The following is a 17,003-nucleotide window of genomic DNA, read 5'->3' on the forward strand; positions in this document are numbered from 1 at the left end:
AGACATGGCACCCATTGCCGCCCGAGGAATCGTCGCCCACAACCCGCAGACGCCTCTTGTCCCCGTGATCGGCTACATCCGGGTCTCCGCCTGGTTCGAGGAGAAGATCAGCGACGAACTCCAGAAGGCCGCGATCGAGGAATCCTGCCGACGCAAGGGCCGCACTGTCGTCCGCTGGATCATCGACCTCGACGCGACCGGCCGGAACTTCAAGCGCCGCATCATGGAAGCCATCAGCGCAGTCGAGAGCGCCACAGCCGAGGGCGCCCGCGAGATCTGGCTCTGGAAGTACAGCCGCTTCGGCCGCAATCGCCACGGCGTCGCCATCAACCTCGCCCGCGTCGAGCAAGCCGGCGGCCAGCTCATCTCGGCAACAGAGGACGTCGACGCCACCACCGCGACCGGACGGTTCACCCGCGGGATGCTCTTCGAAATCGCAGCGTTCGAGTCCGACCGCATCGGCGAGCAGTGGCGCGAGACCCACGAATACCGGCGCATCCACGGCCTTCCTGCAACCGGCGGGGAACGCTTCGGCTACATCCACGAGGGGCGTCTCGTCGTTGACGGCATCCTTCAGCGGCCAGAAAGCTACGAACCCGACCCGGCAACTGCGGAGGCACTCGTGGAGGCGTACCGGGCGTACAGCGCAGACGGGATCGGCTTCATGCCGCTCGCCAAGATGCTGAACTCGCAGGGGATCCACAATCCCGCCGCTCGGGCCGGTACCGGCTGGAGCCAGCAGTCCCTGATCTACTACATGGACAGCGGCTTCCCGGCCGGACTGCTGCATGTCCACCGCTCCGACATCACCTGCCCGCAACGCGCCAAGTGCCCCGCACCGACGGAGCACTACGGGTTCATCCCCGGGGGTCAGCCGGCCATCCTGAGCGACGAGATGTGGGCCGCTTACCGGGAACGACGCGAGCAGCGTAAGCGAATGCCACCGAGGGCGAGGATCGCGCTGTACCCCTTCTCCGGCTTCGTCAAGTGCGGCCTGTGCAGCGGGGGGACGTCGGTTTTCAGCGCCATGGGTAGGCGGGGATACGGTTACCGCTGCACGTCGCACTACCAGACGGTGCATGACAGTTGCGCAGGTTCCTCCGTTCCGTCTGCGGAGATCGAGACGGAAGTGCTGTCCTGGCTGGGGAAGGCCGCGGCCGAGATGGATCGCCGATTCCGCGGCTCGGCCGTGCGAGCGAAGAAGGCACCGAAAGCGATCGACGAGGCACAGAGCGAGCGCATCACCTCCGAGCTAGCCCGCCTACAGAAGGCCCTTGACCGGGCGTCAATGGCGAGCGCCATGGGCGACATGCCGCGCGACAGCTATCTGAGGATCCGCGACGAGCTAGTGGCCGACCGTGGACGGCTGGAGGCGCAACTCGTCGAGTCGCAGGCGGTGGAGGCGCGGGACTCGGCGGCCGCATGGGAGGCCCGAGGTTCGGTGGTGCGGCGCCTCCTGGGCGAATGGGACACGTTGCAGGTCGGCAGCAAGCGGGACCTGTTGTCCGTGGCGCTGACCGAGATCCGGATCTGGCCGACGGGTTCGGAGAGGCGCGTGACTCCGGCCCCGCGGGAAGGCTTTGTGTTTTAGACATAGGCATGCACAACGCGTTCACCACCACCAATCTGCAGCAGCAGCTCACCGAGCACGGCGTCACCGAGCTGGTGACCTGCGGCATTCGCACCGAGCAGTGCGTGGAGACCACCACCCGGGTCGGCAGCGACCTCGGCTACCAGGTCACCTTCGTCTCCGACGCCACCGCCACCCACCCGATCACCCGCGACGGGGTCACCCTCGGCGCCGACGAGATCGTCCAGCGGACCGAGTTCGCCCTGGCCGACCGCTTCGCGACCGTCGCCACCGTGGCCGAGTTGGAGGCGCGGGCCGCCGATCGGGGATGATGACGGAGTATGAGCCGCATCCTGTTCCTGCTGGTGCCCGGCGTGCACCTGCTCGACCTCGCCGGGCCCGCGCAGGTCTTCTCCACTGCCGCGGACCTCGGCCTGGGCCAGACCCTGACCTATGTGGCCGAGCAGCCGGTCGTCCCCACCGCCCAGGGCGTCCCGCTCCAGGCCGACACCGTGTGGCCGGAGCTGTGCCCGGACGACCTGCTGCTGGTCCCCGGCTGGCGCTCGTCCGGCCTGAGCAGCTCCGACCAGTGGCTCGCTCCCGACACGCTGGTCCGGCTGAGCGAGCACCACGCCGCCGGGGGCACCGTCGCCAGCGTCTGCGCCGGTGCGGACGCCCTCGGCCGGGCCGGGCTGCTGGACGGCCGCCGCTGCACCACCCACCACGACCTGCAGGACGAGCTCGCGGCCCGCTACCCCCGGGCCACCGTGGTCCGCGACGTCCTCTACACGCTGGACGACCGGGTGGTCACCTCGGCCGGGATCGCCAGCGGCATCGACCTGGCGCTGCACCTGGTCGCCGCGGAGCACGGCCCGGCCGTCGCCGCGCAGATCGCCCGGGAGATGGTCGTCTACGCCCGCCGCAACGGCCACGAGCGGCAGGAGAGCGCGATGCTACGGCACCGCTCGCACCTGGACGACACGGTGCACCGGGCGCAGGACGCGATCGATGCCCGCTTCGACTCCCGGTTGCCGCTGGGCGGTCTGGCGGCGTCGGTGGGCGTGAGTGAGCGCACACTCACCCGCCTGTTCACCCGGGCCACCGGCCTCACCCCGCTGCGCTACCAACAGACCCTGCGGCTGGAACGCGCCGAACACCTGATCGCGCACGGTGCCACGGTCGAGCACGCCGCCCGCACCGTCGGCTTCGAGGACCCCCGCATGCTGCGCCGCCTCCGGGCCAGGCCGACCCTGCCGACCCCGGCGACGGGCTGACCTCCTGGGATCCCGCGACGGCTGTCCGCTATTCAGCTGCTTCCGGCCGCGGGGCTTCGGCGCTCGCCCCCACCCCGGCCGAGTACGCGCGTCCGGGACACGTCGCACCAGCGGTGGTGGCCGAGATCGCCGCCTGGCTGACGCATCGCCAGTAGGGGCCGCTGACCTGCGTGGAAGGGCTCGGGATAGGATCCGCCGACGCTTGGCCCGCCGGGGCCGCCCGGGACCTGTGGGGGATCTTGTGATGACGTTGCGACTGCGCGCTGTCCGCGCGCTCGTGTTGCTGGCCGGCTTCTACCTGCTGGGTGTGGTGCTGCTGGCGGTCATGGGGGTCGTCGACTGGCTGCTGGTGACCAAGCTGTTCGTCGCGGCGGCGGCCTGGCTGATCGCCGTGATCCTGATGGCCACCGTGGTGGCCGCCACGACGATCCTGCGGGGCATGTACGCCTTCCTGAGCGCGGGTCGGCTCAGGCCGGTGACCGACGCGATACCGGTCACGCCGGAGGATCAGCCCGAGCTGTGGGAGCAGGTGCGGGCCGCCGCCGCGGCGACCGGGGAACGGCCGCCGGACGAGCTCTACCTGACCGACGAGGTCAACGCGAGCGTCGCCGAGGAGAGCCGGCTGCTGGGGCTGCTGCCCGGCCGCCGCCGGATGTTCCTGGGCCTGCCGCTGCTGGCCGGGCTGACCGTCCCACGGCTCCAGGCCGTCCTCGCCCACGAGTTCGGGCACTACGTCAACCTCGACACCCGGCTCGGCGCGGTCACGATGCGCGGCCGGGCGGCGGTCCTGCACACGGTGGAGGTGTTCCAGCGGGGCAGCACCCGGCTGCAGCACCTGATCGGGGCCCTGTACGGCGGCTACGCCCGGATGTTCCTGCGGACCTCGCAACCCGTGGCCCGTCGGCAGGAGTTCGCGGCGGACCAGGTGGCCGTCCGGCACGCCGGCCGCGACGCGACGGCCAACGCGCTGCGCGCGCTGCCCGTCCTCAAGGCGGCCCACCAGCACTATGCGCTGACGTATGCCGGGATGGGCTCGAAGCTCGGCGCGCTTCCGCCGGTGGGCGAGCTGCACGGCGGGTTCCGGCGGCTGCTGGCCGCCCGTTCCACGGACGGGCTCGCTGCTCTCTCCGCCGGGCAGCGGGCGCCGCGTCCGCACGCCTACGACTCGCACCCGCCGATGGCCGAGCGGGTCGCCCTGATCGAGGAACTGCCCGCTGACGGCCGTGCCGACGAGTCGGCCGACGAGCCGAGCGCCCTCGTGCTGTTGCAGGACGCGGACCGGGTGTTCGCCGAGTTGGAGGCGTTGACGGTCCCGCCGGGGGCGGCCGAGCTGCGTCGCCTGAGCTGGGACGAGCTGGTCATGCTCCGCGCACGTGCCGACGCCGCGGGCTGGTCCAAGCCGCTGCGCGTCGCCGTGGCCCGGTCGTTGCGCGCCGAGGCCGGCGGCCGGGCCGGTCGCGGGGCGGTGGCGGACGACGAACTGCCGAGCCTCGCCGAGGTCCTCGACGCGATCGACCGCGGACTGCTGTGGACGGAGATCGCTGACCGGATGCCCAAGCCGGACCAGGCCTCACGGCTCACCGGCGAATCGGCCCGCAACTTCATCCGCCCCAAGGTCTTCGACGGCCTCGCGGGCATGGTCCACCTCCACCTCGCCGAGTCCGGGCAAGCCACCCCGGACATCGCCTGGTCGGCCGTCCCGGGCATCGCCCTCCCCGACGCCTGGGAGGCAGGCATGGACGCCGCCCTCGACGCCGCCGTCTCCGACGCGCCCGACACCACTCTGCTCCGCACCCTCCTCGCCACCGCGGCGCAGGTACCGGCGTAAGCGCGGAAGCACTGCCGCCGTGCCGCCGTGCCGCGTGCCGCCGTGCCGCGTGCCGCCGTGCCGCGTGCCGCCGTGCCGCGTGCCGCGTGCCGCCGGCCTCACCCCGCTGCGCCGGCGAGGAACGCACGCAGCAGTGCCACCACGGTCTCCGTGGCCTCGTACATGGGGGTGTGCCCGACACCGGGCAGGAGTTCCAGTCGCAGGCCGGGAACGCCGCGGTAGTCCGCCGCGGCCTCGGTCCGCCAGCGGCGGTCCTCGGTACCCACGACGACCAGCACCGGCAGGCCGGACCGCGCCAGCCGGTCCGGCAGCGCCCCCTGCTCCAGGTAGCGCAGCGAGGCCCGGGAGGTGGCGGCGAGCGCCCGGTGGGTCATCTCGCGCGAGCCGTCCACCAGTGCCTCCGGCACCGGACCCGGTCGGGCGAAGGCACTGGCGAAGGCTTTCGGTAGGAGCGTTCCCGCGAAGGCCCGCCACAGCAGCCGCCCGGGGAAGGGCGCCAGCAGCAGTCGCGCCACGAGGGAGTCGGGCAGCGCCGCTCCCGCGGACGGGCAGGTGTCGATCAGCGCCAGCGCGGCCACGGTGCCGGGCCGTGCTTCCGCCAGCGCGGTCACCACGCTGCCGCCGGTCGAATGGCCGACGGCACCGGCCAGCCGGGTCACCCCCAGCTGCTCCAGGGCCTCGGCGACAGCCGCCGCCTGGGCCAGGATCGTGTAACCGTCGGCGTGGGCGGCGGCGGGGGAGCGGCCGTGGCCCGCCAACTCCAGCCGGATCACCCGGTAGTCGCGGGCCAGCGCCGGGACCACCGGCTCCCACCAGGCGCTGGAGCCGCCGGTGCCGTGGAGCAGCAGCAGTGCCGGGGCGTCGGCGCTGCCCTCCACGCGTAGGTGAAGACCATTCACGTGCGATTCCATCGAAGACCTCTGTCTGTCCGTCAGTTTCCTCACCGGCTAGCGTGGTCGGCATGGACGGCAGCCCGCTTCCGGAATCCTGCGACGGCGACGGCAACGGCGGCGACGGCAACGGCGACCGCCGACCGGTGGCCTGGGTGCGGCCGGGCCGGGTCGGCTACGTGGGCCCGGACCTCGGCGTGCGGATGCACGCCCCCGCCGTCGCCGTGCTCACCGTCGGCCTGGACGCGCCGTTCACCCTGGAGACTCCGGACCGCGGCCCGGTGCTCGCGCGCAGCGCGTTCGCGCCCGCGCGGCAACCGCACCGGGTGATCGCCCCGGAGGGCCGCATCCTGCTGCTGTTCCTGGACTCCGCGCCGTCCCCGCCGGACATGCGGCGCCCGCACGGTGGCTGTGCACTCGACCACCGCCGCGAGTCGGAGCTGATCGCCGCAGGCGCCGCCGTCGACGGGCCCGACCCCGACGTCCTGGGCCGGGTGGCCTCCGGGCACTCGGCCCCCGCCGACCCCCGCATCGCCCGCCTGGCTGCCGCGCTGCACGCCGCCGACGCCGGCTTCGCCTCGCCCTCCCACCTGAGCGACAGTTTCCGCCAGGCCCTCGGCACCACTGCCAGCGCGGTGCTGGCCGGCCGGGTCCGCTTCGACCTGCGGACCGGCTAGTCGCGGGTGCCCGCTGGCCTGGGCGGAAGTGGAAGCGCTTCCAATTTTGTGTTCAAGTCATTGACATGGGAACGGACGGAGAAGCACTATCTCGTCCAGGTTCTGAAGGCTACCAGTACTGGAAGCGCTTCCAGATCATCTTCCCCACCCATGGAGTCATCGTGCAACCACGTAGTCCACGGCGGCTGTCGGCCGCCCTCGCCGCGATGGTCCTCGGCGCCGGCCTGGCTGTGCTGGCCCCGGGCACGGGCACGGCGGTCGCGGCGACCACCGGTCACACCATCAGCCCCAGCACCCGGTTCTTCGTGCCGCCGCCCGCGGACGGATCGGTGCAGCAGATAACCAAGGAGTTGAAGGCGGGCGATCTGAAGGACGCCAAGCTGCTGGCCGAGATGGAGGCGGTGCCCTCCGCCGTGTGGCTGACCGGGGGCACGCCCGCGCAGGTCGCCAAGCAGGTGCGGACGACGCTGGTCGAGGCCGCGCTGGAGGGGGCCGAGCCGGTGTTCGTGGTCTACGACATCCCCGGCCGCGACTGCTCCGAGTACTCCGCGGGCGGGGCCGCCGACCAGGCGGCCTACCAGAGCTGGGTCGACGCCGTGGCGTCGGCGGTGGGCAAGTCCCACGCCGTGCTGCTGGTGGAGCCGGACGCGCTGGGCAACGAGCCGTCCGACTGCAACCTCCCCACCAGCGCCTATCCGTTCACCGATGCCGAGCGGACCGCGGAGGTCGGCTACGCGGCCGGCGCCCTGGAGAAGGACCCGAACACCAGCGTCTACCTGGACGGCACCAACCCGCACTGGCAGGCCGTCCCCAACATCACCTCGCGGCTGCTGGCCGCGGGAGTGCAGCAGACCCAGGGCTTCTTCCTGAACGTCTCCAACTTCCGCACGAACCCCGAGTTGCAGGACTACGGCTCGTGGGTCTCCGACTGCATCGCCATGGTCACCGATCCCTCGCACTGGGCCTACGGCCACCCCGAGTACTGCGCCAGCCAGTACTACCCGGCCACCGTCGACGACTTCAGCACCTGGAGCCAGACCACGGCCTGGTACACCCAGAACATGGGCGACGCGGTGGCGAGCACCCACTACGTGGTCGACACCAGCCGCAACGGACAGGGTCCCAACACCATGGCGACGTACGGCGGCGCGCCGTACGACCAGAGCGCGACCGCGGTCGCCGCGCTGATGCAGGGCAACTGGTGCAACCCGACCGACGCGGGCCTCGGCGTACGGCCCACGGCCAGGACCGGGGTGCCGCTGCTGGACGCGGAACTGTGGGTGAAGACGCCGGGGCAGTCCGACGGCCAGTGCGACGCCGCCGGCGGCGTGCGGGCGTGGGACTACACGGCCTACACCCGGCCGGGCTGGCCCACCGACGCGGCCTCGCAGGCGCAGTTCGACCCGCTGTGGGGCCAGGTGGACCCGGCGGCCGGTGCCTGGTTCCCGCAGCAGGCACTGCAGTTGGCGCAGCTGGCCCAGCCCGCACTGCGGTAGCCGGCCCGGCCCGCGCCGCCCGCACCGCCCTACGGGGGGACGGTACGGGCGGCGCGGCGTCCGCGTCGCGTCGTGTGACGTCGCGTCGTGGCGTGGCGCTCGGGCGGGCCCCGTGGCCCGTCCGCCTAGGGCTGATCCCCGGGGGCGCTCTCGCGAACGGTGAGGCGGGTCGGGAGGATGAGGGGGCTGGGGTCCTGGCCGTCGATGACGTCGGTGAGCATGCGTGCCATCTCGCGGCCCAGGGCGCGGGCCGGCTGGTGGACGGTCGTCAGCGGCGGGTCGGCGTGAGGTGCGCCGGCGAGGTCGTCGAAGCCGACCAGGGCGACGTCCCGCGGCACGGTGCGGCCGTGGCGCCGCAGCGTGCGCAGCGCGCCCAGCGCCATGTTGTCGCCGGCGGCGAAGACCGCGTCGAGGTCCGGGTGCGCCGCGAGCAGGCGTTCCATCGCCGCTTCGCCCCCGTCCACGGTGAAGTCCCCGGCCTCCAGCGCGCTCAGGGAGGCCCCGGCCAGGGCCAGGGCCTCGCGGAAGCCCCGTTCGCGTGCGACGGACGCCTGCAGGTCGACCTGCCCGGTGATCATCGCGATCCGGCGTCGGCCGCCGCGCAGCAGGTGTTCCGCGGCCAGCCGCCCGCCTCCCCGGTTGTCGGGATCCACATACCAGCGGGGTGTGCCGTGCAGCGGCAGGCCGCCGAAGACCACCGGCAGGTCCGTCCGCTGGGCCAGGTGCGCCAGCTGGTCGTCGCCGCGTACGGCCATGAGCATCAGGCCGTCGGCGCGGCGGGAGGCCAGGATGCGCTGGAGCCGGTCCGTGCCGCGCGGGGTGTGGGCGAGCAGGAGGATCAGTTCCAGGTCGGTCTCTTCGAGGAACGAGCTGACCCCGACCGTGACTTCGGCGAAGAAGGGGTCGGCGAACAGGGCGGGCTCGTCGCTGGACACCGCGAGGACGACCGCACCCACCCGGCGCGTGGCGAGGGCCCGCGCCGTCGGGTTGGGGACGTAGCCCAGTTCCTGCACCGCCTTCTGCACCGCGTCCCGTTTGGACTGGCTGACGTGCGGATTGTTGTTGATCGCCCGTGACGCCGCGGTGCGCGACACCCCGGCACGAGCTGCGACCTCGTCCAAGGTGGGCTGCCGCCGGGGAGTCGTCCGCATCCGTCCTGCCTTTCCGGAGTAGCCGGCAGTCCCTGCTGCGGACGCCCGGTCGCCACTCAGCGCCGAAGCGTCGATGGTAGCGCTTCCATATGCGGTCTCCAGTGTTGGACCGTGCTCATCTGCACGAAATCTCGTGTTGACACTCTTGACACCCCGTCACTCCCGGCCAATCATCGTGAATAAGTGGAAGCGCTTCCAAAAGAGGAGGGCGGGCCTTTCCGTTGGCCTCACTGCGACTGCGGCAAGTCGCTTGATGTGCCAGCTGGGAAGCGCCAACTTTGCGGCGCCTTGAACCGGAAGCGCTTCCACTCATCCCGGCCCGGCCTGCGCTCCCCACCGCGCCCACCGCGCTCGCTCCACCGTCCGAACCACCCCTTCGGCCCGAAGTATCGGGAGGTACCCCCATGCCCCTGACCCTCCGCAAACCCGCGCGGCTGCTGATAGCAGCCCTGGCGGCGTGCCTGCTGCTCACCCTCACCGCCGTCCCCGCCCACGCCAGCTCCTGGGGCTCGCCGCAGTCCTTGAACTCCCTCAGTTTCTGGAACGTCGTCAGCGGCCGGTGGACGGCCAACAACGAGTTGGAGACCTACACCCCCAACTGCGTCTGGTACGACGGCGGCACCTTGATGATCAAGACGTACAACGCCGGTGGCGGCGTGTACGACTCGGGCCGCGTGGAGTCCAAGGCCCTGTACGGCTACGGCACCTACAGCTTCACCGCCAGCATGCCCAACGGCGACGGTCTGCTGCCCGCCGTGTGGGGGGCGTACCTCAACCCGTGGCTGCCCGAGATGGACGCCGCCGAGATCGTCGGCTCCCGCCCGAACACCGCTTACCAGACCTTCCACGACCCCAGCAACAACCAGACCCAGTGGGCGGTGAACAACTCCAGCGGCTGGACCAACGCCTTCCACACCTACTCGTTCACCTGGTGGCCCGACCACATCGACTTCTGGGTCGACGGCGTCTTCACCGGCACCAAGTGGTTCTCCACCGCCTCCGGCGTCGGCATGCACTTCATCATCGACACCGCTGTCGGCGGCGACTGGCCCGGCAACCCCGACTCCTCCACCTGGGCCACCGCGGACGGCGCCCGCTACCTGAAGGTCAGCGCCGTCACCTACACCCCCTACTACCCCTGACCGATACACCCCCACTACCCCTGACCGACGCGTCGGCGCCCGTCCCCTCTCCCACGGACGGGCGCCGAACGTCGCGGAGGCCATTGATCCGCAGGGGACGCGGAGCTAGCGTTACCGGCCATGGATCCCTTCCTGCCTCCCGTCAAGCCGCGCACCACGCCGACCGGAGGCCTGGTCTACGAGGGCATCAGCTTCTCGCTGCCCCAGGGATATCGGCCACTCCTGCTGGACCTGCACCTTCCTGAGGGGACGTCCGGGCCGGTGCCGGTGGTGGTCTGGATACACGGTGGCGCCTTCTGGTCCGGGGACCGTCGGTACCTGCCGGACACGGTGGCTCCGGGGGCGGTCTTCGAGGCACTGCTCGAAGCCGGTATCGCGGTCGCGACCATCGACTACCGGCTCTCCGGGGAAGCCCGCTTCCCCGCTCAACTCGACGACGTCCAGGCCGCGCTGGCATATCTGCGGACCTTTGCCGACACACTCGGCCTGGACCTGTCGCGCCTCGGCATCTGGGGCGAGTCGGCAGGGGCGACCCTCGCGGCGCTCGCAGCGCTCTCGTCCGAGGGGGTCTCGGCCGCCGTGCTCTGGTATCCGGCGACCGATCTGACGGCGATGGCGCCGGAGAACCCCGACGGGCCCATCGGCCGACTCCTCGGAGGCGCCTCGGCGCAACTCCCCGAGTCGGCTGTCCAGGCCAGCCCGCTCACCCAGGTGTCGGAGGCGGCGCCGCCCTTCCTTCTGCTCCACGGCACCGCCGACAAGCAGCTTCCGCCCCGGCACAGCGAGTCGCTGCACGCCAAGCTGCTGGAGGCGGGAGCGCGTTCCACCTACCTCCCGGTGCCGGACGCCGGACACTGCTTCGTCGGCTGCCCCGACGTACCCGCCCTGATCGACACGTCGGTGGCCTTCCTGGCACAGGAACTGACTGCCGGAGCGTTGGACTGACCAGGTGCCAGGGGAGCGGCACCCGAATCACGGCGGTAAAGCCCTAGGTTCCCCCGAGCTCGCGATGCCAGGCGGCGAATTGCTCGCGGATCGCGGATGCCGCAGCCGCATCGAGCCCGTAGGCAGCGAATTGCCTGTCGCTGTAACGTGCCACTCGGTGTAGCGCGTCGGCGAACATCCGCTCGTCGAGTCCGGCATCATTCTGCGCGGCGAGTTCGATCAGGTGTCGGCGGCTGTATCCGGCCTTGAGGAGTCCGTCGACGTCGATGGCGTCGCGGACCTCCGCCCGGCTGAACAGCGCGCCGGTCTTGCCGGCCGCGACGTCGTCGCGGTGGAGGACCGGCCCGAGGTCGGAGGACACTGGCGGGTGGTGAAGGAACTCGGCGACCAACTCGACTTTGCTCTGGTGCCCAGTGGTCGGGTCAGTGACGTTCATGCGGGCGTAGGTCGGTACCTGCTGGGCAACCTCGACCGAGTAGCCGGCGGCCTCGTACGCCGCAACGGCTCGCGCCACGGCCGCTGGCATCTCCTTCGTGGCACGATCGATCGGCGCGAAGAGGTCGACGTCATCGCTGAGCCGATCGACAATGCGGTGGGCCTGTACGGCGTAGCCGCCGGCGAGGGCGTAGCCATAGTCCTCAGCGAGGGCATCGAGTCCGATTCTGATCAGGCGCTGGTGTAGATCGTCCACTATGCGGCAGCCGCCGTCGACCCGAGCTCGGGGAAGCGCGCCTGCCAGGCTGCGCGGGCCTCTCGGGGCAGGAACACTTCGGGCCAGACTCTCAGCAGTTCGCCGTGATTCACGTAGGCGTGGAGATCCTCGGAGGTCTGAGCCTCCCGGATCACGCGCTCGTACATCAGCACGAGATCCGCATGATCCGCCAGGTCATAGCTGTAGTGCGGGCCCCAGTCGAGATGCCGCGGCAGAACGACCGTGCCGGTCGTGGGCCCGACCAGCAGTTCCAGTGAGATCGGGAGCGCATACGGCTTGGCGACGGCATACCTGCTCATGCCTCCAGTTTGCCGCATGATCGGCTATGCCAACCTCGTCGGCGGCCTGAGTCCGACGATTCGGACAACTTGCGAGTGGACCGTGTAGGACGAAAGTCAGTAGGCCTCGCCGTCCTGTCCGGCGATACTCGATCGTGTGTTCCTGACGATCAGCACCACCGGCACCCCCGACCACCCTGCGACCGACCTGGGCTTCCTGCTGCACAAGCATCCGGACCGGGCTCAGTCCTTCGCGACGTCCCATGGCCTTGCGCATGTGTTCTACCCCGAGGCTACCGAGCAGCGCTGCACTGCCGCGCTGCTGCTGGAGGTGGACCCGATCGCGCTGGTTCGGCGCGGGCGGGGGAAGGGGCGTGGCGGATCGCCGGACTTCGCGCTGGCGCAGTACGTCAACGACCGCCCGTACGCGGCGTCCTCGCTGCTCGCGGTGGCGCTGAGCGCGGTCTTCAAGAGTGCGATGAAGGGCCGTTGCGATCTGCGTCCCGAACTGGCGGAGGCCGCGCTGCCGCTGGTCGTCACCGTGCCCGCGCTGCCGGCCAGGGCCGGTCAGGACGGCGGCCCCGAGCTGGTCCGCCGACTGTTCGAGCCGCTGGGGTGGCAGGTGGAGGCTGAGGCGGTGCCGCTGGACCCGGGGTTCCCGGAGTGGGGCGACTCCCGCTACGTCGGGCTCACCCTGACCGGGACGCTGCGGCTGGCCGATGCGCTGAGCCAGCTCTATGTGCTGCTGCCGGTGCTGGACGACGCCAAGCACTACTGGGTCTCACCGGACGAGGTGGACAAGCTGCTGCGGGCGGGGGGCTGGCTGGGGGAGCACCCGGAGCTGGCGCTGATCACTCGGCGCTACCTGGCCCGGCGCTGGTCGCTGGCCCGCAGTGCGATGGAGCAGCTGGAGCTGGCCCGGCTCGCCGAGGCCGACGACCGGGAGGTCGAGGAGATCGACAACGCCGTCCCGGAGCAGGAGACCGAGGCGGAGGTCGAGGCCGAGGAGAAGGCGACCCCGCTGGCGGTCCAGCGCCGTGCCGCGATCGTCGAGGTGCTGCGCGCGGCCGGGGCGACCCGGGTGGTGGACCTGGGCTGCGGCGAGGGCAGCCTGGTCGGCGCGCTGCTGAAGGAGTCGCGGATCACCGAGGTGCTCGGCGTGGACGTGTCCTCGCGGGCGCTGGGCATCGCCGCCCGGCGGCTGCACCTGGACCGGATGTCCGAGCGTCAGGCGCAGCGGGTCCGACTGGTCCAGGGCGCGCTGACGTACACCGACGCCCGGCTGACCGGCTATGACGCGGCGGTCCTGTCCGAGGTGATCGAGCATGTCGACCCGCCGCGGCTGCCCGCGCTGGAGTACGCCGTGTTCGGCTCCGCCCGTCCCGGCACGGTCGTGGTGACCACGCCCAACGCCGAGTACAACGTCCGCTGGGAGTCCCTCCCGGCCGGGCACGTCCGGCACGCCGACCACCGCTTCGAGTGGGACCGGGCGCAGTTCCGGGCCTGGGCCGGGCAGGTCGCCGAGAGCTACGGCTACACCGTCGGCTTCGGGCCGGTCGGCCCGGACGACCCCGAGGTCGGCCCGCCGACCCAGCTCGCCACCTTCACCCGAAGCACCGCCACTATCTCCACTGCCTCCACTAGCTCCACTACCTCCGCCGTGCCCGTCCAGGAAGCCGCAGCCCGATGAGCGACGAGACCCCGACCCCGAACGAGACCCCGGCCGTGCCGACCCCGGCCACTGCCGCCGCCCCGGCCGCGGTCCCCGCCCCGGCCGCGGTCCCCGCCCCGACCCGTAAGCTCCCCGTCCCCGACCTCTCCCTCGTGGTCCTGGTCGGCACCACCGGCTCCGGCAAGTCCAGCTTCGCCGCGCGGCACTTCCTGCCCACCCAGGTGGTCTCCTCCGACGCCTGCCGCGGCCTGGTCTCCGACGACCCCAACGACCAGGCGGCCACCACGGACGCCTTCGACGTGCTGCACTACATCGCGGGCAAGCGCCTCGCGGCGGGCCGGGTCACCGTAATCGACGCCACCAACGTCCAGCCCGAGTCCCGGCGGCACCTGGTGAACCTGGCCCGCGAGTACGACGTGCTGCCGGTGGCGATCGTCCTGGACGTCCCGGAGCAGGTCTGCGCCGAGCGCAACGCGCTGCGCCCGGACCGGGCCGGGTTCAGCCCGCATGTGATCAAGCGTCAGCAGCGGGAGCTGCGCCGCTCGATGAAGTTCCTGGAGCGCGAGGGCTTCCGCAAGGTCCATGTGCTGCGCGGCACGGCCGAGGTGGACGCCGCCGAGATCGTCTACGAGAAGCGCTACAACGACCTGCGCCACCTCACCGGCCCGTTCGACATCGTCGGCGACATCCACGGCTGCCGCTCCGAGCTGGTCACCCTGCTCGGCCGGCTCGGCTACGCGGTCACCCTGGACCCGGAAGGCCGCGCCGTCGACGCCGTGCACCCGGACGGCCGGACCGCCGTCTTCGTCGGCGACCTGGTCGACCGTGGCCCGGACACCCCGGGCGTGCTGCGGCTGGTGATGGGCATGGTCGGGGCCGGGAACGCGCTGTGCGTCCCCGGCAACCACGAGAACAAGCTCGGCCGGGCGCTGTCCGGGCGCAAGGTGACGGTCAGTCACGGCCTCCAGGAGTCGCTGGACCAGCTGGCCGCCGAGCCCGAGGCTTTCACCGCCGAGGTCCGCGCCTTCATCGACAAGCTGGTCAGCCACTACCTGCTGGACGACGGCAAGCTGGTGGTCTGCCACGCCGGGCTGCCGGAGAAGTACCACGGCCGCACCTCCGGCCGGGTCCGCTCGCACGCCCTGTACGGCGACACCACCGAGACCGACGAGTACGGCCTGCCCGTCCGCTACCCCTGGGCCGAGGAGTACCGGGGCCGCGCCCTGGTGGTCTACGGCCACACCCCGACCCCGACCGCGAGCTTCGTCAACAACACCATCTGCCTGGACACCGGCTGCGTCTTCGGCGGGACCATGACCGCGCTGCGCTACCCCGAGCGCGAACTGGTCTCGGTCGAGGCCGAGCAGGTCTGGTACGAGCCGGTCCGCCCGCTGATCACGGACGCCCCGGGGGCACGCGAGGGCCGCCCGCTGGCGCTGTCCGACGTCCAGGGCCGCCGGATCGTGGAGACCGTCAACCACGGCCGGGTCGCCGTCAAGGAGGAGAACGCCGCCGCCGCGCTGGAGGTGATGAGCCGCTTCGCGCTGGACCCGCGACTGCTCGCCTACCTGCCGCCGACCATGGCCCCGGTCGCCACCTCGCGTCGGGACGGCTACCTGGAGCACCCGGCCGAGGCCTTCGCCGGGTACCTCGCCGACGGCGTGCGCCAGGTGGTCTGCGAGGAGAAGCACATGGGCTCGCGCGCCGTGCTGCTGCTCGGCCGCGACGCCGACGGCTCCGCGCTGGAGAAGCGCTTCGGTGTCGCCACCGGCGGCGCGATCTGGACCAGGACCGGCCGCGCCTTCCTCGACGACGAGGCGCTGACCGGCGCGGTCCTGGACCGGCTGCGCACCGCGGCGCTGGGCTCCGGCCTATTCGACCAGCTGGAAAGCGACTGGCTGCTGCTGGACGCCGAGCTGCTGCCGTGGTCGCTCAAGGCCACCGGTCTGCTCAAGCGGCAGTACGCCGCGGTCGGCACGGCGGCCGGGGCGGCACTGCCCGCCGCCCTCGCCGCGCTGGAGGCCGCCCGCGCCCGGGACGTGGACGTCGCCGAGCTGACCGCGCGTCAGTCGGCCCGGCAGGCGGACGCCTCCGCCTTCACCGAGGCCTACCGGCGTTACTGCTGGCCGGTGGACGGCCTGGACGGGATCAGGCTGGCGCCGTTCCAGATCCTCGCCGCCGAGGGCGCCGACCTGGCCGTCCGCCCGCAGGACCAGCACCTCGCCTGGATCGACGGGCTGGTCGACGCGGACGGCTCCGGCCTGCTCAAGGCCACCGGCCGGGTGTTCGTCGACACCGCCGACGAGCAGTCGGTCGTCGCCGCCACCGCCTGGTGGGAGGAACTGACCGCGGCCGGGGGCGAGGGCATGGTGGTCAAGCCGCTGGCCTCGCTGGTCCGGCCGGAGGGCGGACGGCTGGTGCAGCCGGGGGTGAAGGTCCGCGGCCGGGAGTACCTGCGGATCATCTACGGCCCGGACTACACCCTGCCCGCCAACCTCGACCGGCTGCGCTCACGTACGCTCGGCCACAAGCGCTCGCTCGCGCTGCGTGAGTACGCCCTCGGCCTGGAGGCGCTGGACCGGCTGGCGGCGGGGGAGCCGCTGTGGCGGGTGCACGAGGCCGTGTTCGCCGTCCTCGCACTGGAGTCCGAGCCGGTGGACCCGCGGCTCTGAGCCGCTGAACCGACCCGCCCGCACTCCAGCCCGCACCCAGTACTCCACCCCGCACCCAGTACTCCACCCCGCACCCCGCACCGAAGGAACGACCCGTATGCCGCCGCTCTACCGCATCGACCGCGTCCGGCCCGAGGACGCCTCGCGCACCCGCGCCATCCGGCTGCAGATGCTCCAGGACACCCCGCTCGCCTACCTGGAGACCTACCAGGACGCCCTGGCCCACCCGGCCGAGGAGTGGGCCTTCCGGGCCGCCCGCTGCACCCGGCCCGGCAACACCGGGTACGTCGCCGTGGACGAGGCCACCGGCGACTGGGTCGGCGCGATGAACGCCTACGTCCCCGGGGACCCCGGTGACCCTGCAGCCGCCGGCGACCTCGCCTGGCTGGTCGGGGTCTGGGTGCACCCCGGCCACCGGGGCGCGAAGGCCGGGGCGACCGACGCCCTGCTGGACGCGGTCCTGCGGTGGGCCAGGGACGAGGCGAAGGTGGGCCGCCTGCTGCTGGAGGTGCACGAGGCCAACGCCCGTGCCATCGCCTTCTACGAGCGGCACGGGTTCACCCGGACCGGCAACACCGTCCCCTATCCGCTCGATCCGACCGCGAACGAGCTGGAGATGGAACGGATCCTCGACTGACTGCATAATAATGCCTCCGCTCGTATATAGTTGCCGCATCCGCGCTCACGACCGTCAAT

Annotated in this window: 14 protein-coding genes and 1 pseudogene; 11 read left to right on the forward strand and 4 right to left on the reverse strand. The window is 71.9% G+C overall.

The window, feature by feature from the left end; genetic code table 11:
• The first annotated feature begins 4 nt into the window (after nucleotides 1-4).
• The 4 genes and pseudogenes from ACEZDE_RS29860 to ACEZDE_RS29875 all read left to right on the forward strand — a co-directional run bounded on the left by ACEZDE_RS29860 (nucleotide 5) and on the right by ACEZDE_RS29875 (nucleotide 4,672).
• Nucleotides 5-1,591, forward strand: a complete 1,587-nt coding sequence (locus ACEZDE_RS29860) for a recombinase family protein (RefSeq protein ID WP_380542809.1) — start codon at nucleotides 5-7, stop codon at nucleotides 1,589-1,591.
• 11 nt (nucleotides 1,592-1,602) lie between these two features.
• Nucleotides 1,603-1,902: pseudogene (locus ACEZDE_RS29865) on the forward strand (isochorismatase family protein); the annotation flags it as partial.
• A 9-nt stretch (nucleotides 1,903-1,911) separates the two neighbouring features.
• Nucleotides 1,912-2,844 (forward strand): GlxA family transcriptional regulator, encoded by a 933-nt coding sequence (locus tag ACEZDE_RS29870; protein WP_380542812.1) that lies wholly within the window; start codon nucleotides 1,912-1,914, stop codon nucleotides 2,842-2,844.
• Nucleotides 2,845-3,088: 244 nt separating this feature from the next.
• Nucleotides 3,089-4,672, forward strand: coding sequence for a M48 family metallopeptidase (locus ACEZDE_RS29875; protein ID WP_380542815.1), 1,584 nt, complete (start codon nucleotides 3,089-3,091; stop codon nucleotides 4,670-4,672).
• A 98-nt stretch (nucleotides 4,673-4,770) separates the two neighbouring features.
• On the opposite strand, the gene ACEZDE_RS29880 is transcribed toward ACEZDE_RS29875, so the two are convergent.
• Nucleotides 4,771-5,571, reverse strand: a complete 801-nt coding sequence (locus ACEZDE_RS29880; protein WP_380542818.1) for an alpha/beta fold hydrolase — start codon at nucleotides 5,569-5,571, stop codon at nucleotides 4,771-4,773.
• A 62-nt stretch (nucleotides 5,572-5,633) separates the two neighbouring features.
• On the opposite strand from ACEZDE_RS29880, the gene ACEZDE_RS29885 reads away from it, so the two are divergent.
• Both ACEZDE_RS29885 and ACEZDE_RS29890 read left to right on the forward strand, forming a co-directional pair.
• Nucleotides 5,634-6,239 carry a hypothetical protein gene (locus ACEZDE_RS29885; protein WP_380542821.1) on the forward strand — a complete coding sequence of 202 codons (606 nt, stop codon included), beginning with the start codon at nucleotides 5,634-5,636 and terminating at the stop codon, nucleotides 6,237-6,239.
• A 161-nt stretch (nucleotides 6,240-6,400) separates the two neighbouring features.
• Complete coding sequence (locus tag ACEZDE_RS29890; protein ID WP_380542824.1) at nucleotides 6,401-7,735, forward strand: glycoside hydrolase family 6 protein; 1,335 nt, start codon at nucleotides 6,401-6,403, stop codon at nucleotides 7,733-7,735.
• Nucleotides 7,736-7,860: 125 nt separating this feature from the next.
• On the opposite strand, the gene ACEZDE_RS29895 is transcribed toward ACEZDE_RS29890, so the two are convergent.
• Nucleotides 7,861-8,886, reverse strand: coding sequence for a LacI family DNA-binding transcriptional regulator (locus ACEZDE_RS29895; RefSeq protein ID WP_380542827.1), 1,026 nt, complete (start codon nucleotides 8,884-8,886; stop codon nucleotides 7,861-7,863).
• A 404-nt stretch (nucleotides 8,887-9,290) separates the two neighbouring features.
• Between ACEZDE_RS29895 and ACEZDE_RS29900 the strand changes: the two genes are divergently transcribed.
• Nucleotides 9,291-10,028 carry a glycoside hydrolase family 16 protein gene (locus ACEZDE_RS29900; protein WP_380542830.1) on the forward strand — a complete coding sequence of 246 codons (738 nt, stop codon included), beginning with the start codon at nucleotides 9,291-9,293 and terminating at the stop codon, nucleotides 10,026-10,028.
• A 120-nt stretch (nucleotides 10,029-10,148) separates the two neighbouring features.
• The gene (locus ACEZDE_RS29905) at nucleotides 10,149-10,973 is read left to right on the forward strand and encodes an alpha/beta hydrolase fold domain-containing protein (RefSeq protein WP_380542833.1); all 825 of its coding nucleotides are present in this window, start codon (nucleotides 10,149-10,151) and stop codon (nucleotides 10,971-10,973) included.
• A gap of 43 nt (nucleotides 10,974-11,016) precedes the next feature.
• On the opposite strand, the gene ACEZDE_RS29910 is transcribed toward ACEZDE_RS29905, so the two are convergent.
• Together ACEZDE_RS29910 and ACEZDE_RS29915 are read right to left on the reverse strand one after the other, a co-directional pair.
• Nucleotides 11,017-11,664, reverse strand: a complete 648-nt coding sequence (locus tag ACEZDE_RS29910) for a nucleotidyl transferase AbiEii/AbiGii toxin family protein (protein ID WP_380542836.1) — start codon at nucleotides 11,662-11,664, stop codon at nucleotides 11,017-11,019.
• Entirely contained in the window at nucleotides 11,664-11,984 is a 321-nt protein-coding gene (locus ACEZDE_RS29915; RefSeq protein WP_380542839.1) for a hypothetical protein, read from the reverse strand. Before ACEZDE_RS29915 ends, ACEZDE_RS29910 begins: the two co-directional genes overlap by 1 nt.
• Nucleotides 11,985-12,120: 136 nt before the next feature.
• On the opposite strand from ACEZDE_RS29915, the gene ACEZDE_RS29920 reads away from it, so the two are divergent.
• The 3 genes from ACEZDE_RS29920 (at nucleotide 12,121) to ACEZDE_RS29930 (ending at nucleotide 16,944) form a co-directional block, all read left to right on the forward strand.
• A complete protein-coding gene (locus tag ACEZDE_RS29920) occupies nucleotides 12,121-13,653 on the forward strand; it encodes a 3' terminal RNA ribose 2'-O-methyltransferase Hen1 (protein WP_380542843.1) in 1,533 nt (510 codons plus the stop codon).
• Nucleotides 13,650-16,307: a polynucleotide kinase-phosphatase gene (locus ACEZDE_RS29925; RefSeq protein ID WP_380542846.1), complete on the forward strand. Its 2,658-nt coding sequence runs from the start codon at nucleotides 13,650-13,652 to the stop codon at nucleotides 16,305-16,307. The genes ACEZDE_RS29920 and ACEZDE_RS29925 overlap by 4 nt, the downstream gene beginning before the upstream one ends.
• A 97-nt stretch (nucleotides 16,308-16,404) precedes the next feature.
• Nucleotides 16,405-16,944: a GNAT family N-acetyltransferase gene (locus tag ACEZDE_RS29930; protein ID WP_380542849.1), complete on the forward strand. Its 540-nt coding sequence runs from the start codon at nucleotides 16,405-16,407 to the stop codon at nucleotides 16,942-16,944.
• Nucleotides 16,945-17,003: the final 59 nt, after the last annotated feature.

The organism is Streptacidiphilus cavernicola (assembly GCF_042510955.1).
GTDB classification, from domain to species: domain Bacteria; phylum Actinomycetota; class Actinomycetes; order Streptomycetales; family Streptomycetaceae; genus Streptacidiphilus; species Streptacidiphilus cavernicola.

Coding starts and splice junctions, on each gene's coding strand:
- ACEZDE_RS29895 (WP_380542827.1), bottom strand. CDS start 8,886: ATGCGGACGACTCCCCGGCGGCAGCCCACCTTGGACGAGGTCGCAGCT.
- ACEZDE_RS29875 (WP_380542815.1), top strand. CDS start 3,089: ATGACGTTGCGACTGCGCGCTGTCCGCGCGCTCGTGTTGCTGGCCGGC.
- ACEZDE_RS29885 (WP_380542821.1), top strand. CDS start 5,634: ATGGACGGCAGCCCGCTTCCGGAATCCTGCGACGGCGACGGCAACGGC.
- ACEZDE_RS29860 (WP_380542809.1), top strand. CDS start 5: ATGGCACCCATTGCCGCCCGAGGAATCGTCGCCCACAACCCGCAGACG.
- ACEZDE_RS29930 (WP_380542849.1), top strand. CDS start 16,405: ATGCCGCCGCTCTACCGCATCGACCGCGTCCGGCCCGAGGACGCCTCG.
- ACEZDE_RS29905 (WP_380542833.1), top strand. CDS start 10,149: ATGGATCCCTTCCTGCCTCCCGTCAAGCCGCGCACCACGCCGACCGGA.
- ACEZDE_RS29925 (WP_380542846.1), top strand. CDS start 13,650: ATGAGCGACGAGACCCCGACCCCGAACGAGACCCCGGCCGTGCCGACC.
- ACEZDE_RS29900 (WP_380542830.1), top strand. CDS start 9,291: ATGCCCCTGACCCTCCGCAAACCCGCGCGGCTGCTGATAGCAGCCCTG.
- ACEZDE_RS29915 (WP_380542839.1), bottom strand. CDS start 11,984: ATGAGCAGGTATGCCGTCGCCAAGCCGTATGCGCTCCCGATCTCACTG.
- ACEZDE_RS29870 (WP_380542812.1), top strand. CDS start 1,912: ATGAGCCGCATCCTGTTCCTGCTGGTGCCCGGCGTGCACCTGCTCGAC.